This is a genomic window from Variovorax sp. 01T439_2, from assembly GCF_056398445.1.
Window position 1 is genome coordinate 1 of the sequence record NZ_JBFTPJ010000789.1, and the last position, 2,838, is coordinate 2,838.

Consider the following 2,838-nt stretch of genomic DNA (forward strand, 5'->3'; position numbering starts at 1 on the left):
GGCCTGACCTACCTCTTCATCTCGCACAACCTGGCGGTGGTGCGGCACGTGGCCGACCAGGTCGGCGTGATGTACCTGGGCCGGCTGGTCGAGGTAGCGGACAAGCASAAGCTCTTCGCCGAGCCGCAGCACCCCTACACGCGCATGCTGCTCGACGCGATTCCGCAGATGAAGCACACCGGCCGCGCGCGCACGCCGGTGCAGGGCGAGGTGCCGAACCCGCTGAACCCGCCGACCGGCTGCGCGTTCCATCCGCGCTGCCCGCATGCGAATGCGCGCTGCTCGGCCGAGCGGCCGAAGCTGCTGAACATCCGGGGCGTGCAGGTGGCCTGCCACGCGGCCGAAGAAGGCCGCATCTAGCTGGAAGCGTGCGTAAACGCACCGACATGCGCGCCAAGGCGGCGCAGAGTGCGGCCATGACCATGAAGAAGAACACAGGCACCGGCGGCAGCCCGGCGATCCCGTCGGCGCTGGGCCGGCGCGGCTTTCTCATGGGTTCGGCGCTGGCGGCGACCTCGACGCTGGCTACGCTTTGTTCGCTGTCGCACGCCGCGGGCGCGGCCGCATCGCAGCGGATGCCGGTCATCTTCATCGGCCACGGCTCGCCGATGAATGCGCTGGCCGACAACGCCTTCACGCGCCGGCTGGCCGCCTGGGGCGGGGAGCTGCCGAGGCCCTCGGCCATCCTGAGCGTTTCGGCCCACTGGCTGAGCCGCGGCGCCACCGGCATCGGGATGCAGGAGCGGCCGAAGACGATCCACGACTTCGGCGGTTTTCCGCAGGCGCTGTTCGRCATCGAGTACCCGGCGCCAGGCCATCCAGCGCTCGCGCGCGAAGCCATCGGCGCGGTGAAGCAGGCCGCGGTGGTCGGCACCCAACAGTGGGGCCTGGACCACGGAACGTGGACGGTGCTGAAGCACCTCTATCCGAAGGCCGACATCCCGGTCTTCCAGCTCAGCATCGACTACGACCAGCCGGCCGCTTTCCACTACGCGGTCGGCCGCGACCTGGCGGTGTTGCGGAGCATGGGCGTGCTCGTGATGGGAAGCGGCAACGTGGTGCACAACCTGCGGGCCACCGACCGCGGCACGCCCGACGGGCCCGTGGCGAGCCGGCCCTGGGCGCAATCGTTCGACGACGCGGTGAAGGCCGCGCTCGCGGGGCGGGACGACCGCGCGCTGGTCGGCTATGAAAAGCTGGCGGGCGCCTCGACCGCGGTGGCCACGCCGGACCACTACTTTCCGTTTCTCTACGCGCTCGGCGCCGCGGGAACGGGCGAGCGCGCGAAAACGGTCTACGAGGGATTCCAGTCGGGCACGCTGAGCATGCGCTGCATCCAGTTCGGCTGAGCGCGCCGGCCTACTGTTCCTCGCTCCACGAGAAGCCGTCGCGCGCAATCATCGCGCTCGAGGCGCTCGGCCCCCAGGTGCCCGCGGCGTAGGGGCGCGGCCCGCCGTCGGACGCCCAGCTGTCGATCAGCGGCTCGACCCAGCGCCAGGCTTCTTCCTGCTCGTCGCTGCGCACGAACAGGTTCAGGCGGCCGTCGATCACGTCGAGCAGCAGCCGTTCGTAGGCGCCCACGCGCTCGGCGCCGAAGCGCTTGTCGAAGTCGAGGTCCAGCTGCACGGGCGCGAGCTGCGCGGCGCTCTGGTGGCCGTTGCTGCGGCGGTTGTCCTGCGCCTGCGCGAGCATGTGCAGCTCCAGGCCGTCGCGGGGCTGGAGGTTGATCACCAGCTTGTTGACGGCGCCGGCCGGTGCGCGGTAGATCGCATGCGGCGTGGGCCTGAAGTTGACCTCGATGCGCGCGTCGCGCGAGGCCAGCCGCTTGCCGGTGCGGATGTACAGCGGCACGCCGGCCCAGCGCCAGTTGGCGATTTCCGTGCGCAGCGCCACGAAGGTCTCGGTGCGGCTTTCGGGGTCGACGCCGGGCTCGTCCCGGTAGCCCGGCACGCGTTCGCCATACGCCGTGCCGGCGGTGTACTGGCCGCGAATCGCGTGCAGCCCCAGAGTCTCGGGCGTCCAGGGCTTGAGCGCGCGCAGCACCTTGAGCTTCTCGTCGCGGATGGCGTCGGCATGCGAGTTGATCGGCGGCTCCATGCCGATCGCGCAGACCAGCTGCAGCGCATGGTTCTGCACCATGTCGCGCAGCGCGCCGGTCTGGTCGTAGAAGGCGCCGCGCTTTTCGACGCCCAGGTCCTCGGCGATGGTGATCTGGATGTTGGCAATGTGCTCGCGGCGCCAGATGGGCTCGAACAGTGCATTGCCGAAGCGCATGGCGAACAGGTTCTGCACCGAGGGCTTGCCCAGGTAGTGGTCGATGCGGAAGACCTGCTTCTCGTCGAGCACCTTGCACACCGCGGCATTGATCGCGCGGTTGGATGCCAGGTCGTGGCCCAGCGGCTTCTCGAGCACCACGCGGGTCGACGGGCCGTTCAGGCCGGCCGCGGCGATCTGCTCGACCACCTGCGTGAAGAGCGCGGGCGCCGTGGCCACGTACATCACCACCGTGTCGGCATTGCGCTGCTTGAGCAGGTCGGAAAGGCGTGCGTAGTCGGCCGGCTTGGACAGGTCCATGCGCAGGTAGTGCAGCAGCGAGGCGAACTTCTCGAACTCCTCGGCCGAAGGGCGCTTGGCGCCTTCGACGGCATTGAAGCGCGACTGGATCAGTTCGCGGTACTGGTCGTCCGAGAGGTCGTCGCGGGCCACGCCGACGATGCGTCCGTCTTTCGGGAGGCTGCCATGCCTGAAGGCCTGGAACAGCGCGGGCATCAGCTTGCGCCATGCGAGATCGCCAGTGCCGCCGAACAGAACGAGATCGAAGCTCATGAGTCGAAATTC

3 protein-coding genes are annotated in these 2,838 nt (G+C 69.3%); 2 read left to right on the plus strand and 1 reads right to left on the minus strand.

Features of this window, described 5'->3' with window-relative positions; translation table 11 throughout:
• Together AC1DOC_RS27790 and ygiD are read left to right on the plus strand one after the other, a co-directional pair.
• Positions 1-360: oligopeptide/dipeptide ABC transporter ATP-binding protein (locus tag AC1DOC_RS27790; protein WP_478130930.1), on the plus strand; the 360-nt coding region annotated here is incomplete at its 5' end.
• 8 nt (positions 361-368) lie between these two features.
• Positions 369-1,349: a 4,5-DOPA-extradiol-dioxygenase gene (gene ygiD / locus AC1DOC_RS27795; RefSeq protein ID WP_478130931.1), complete on the plus strand. Its 981-nt coding sequence runs from the start codon at positions 369-371 to the stop codon at positions 1,347-1,349.
• A gap of 10 nt (positions 1,350-1,359) precedes the next feature.
• On the opposite strand, the gene zwf is transcribed toward ygiD, so the two are convergent.
• Positions 1,360-2,826 (minus strand): glucose-6-phosphate dehydrogenase, encoded by a 1,467-nt coding sequence (gene zwf, locus AC1DOC_RS27800; protein ID WP_018903551.1) that lies wholly within the window; start codon positions 2,824-2,826, stop codon positions 1,360-1,362.
• Positions 2,827-2,838 lie beyond the last annotated feature (12 nt).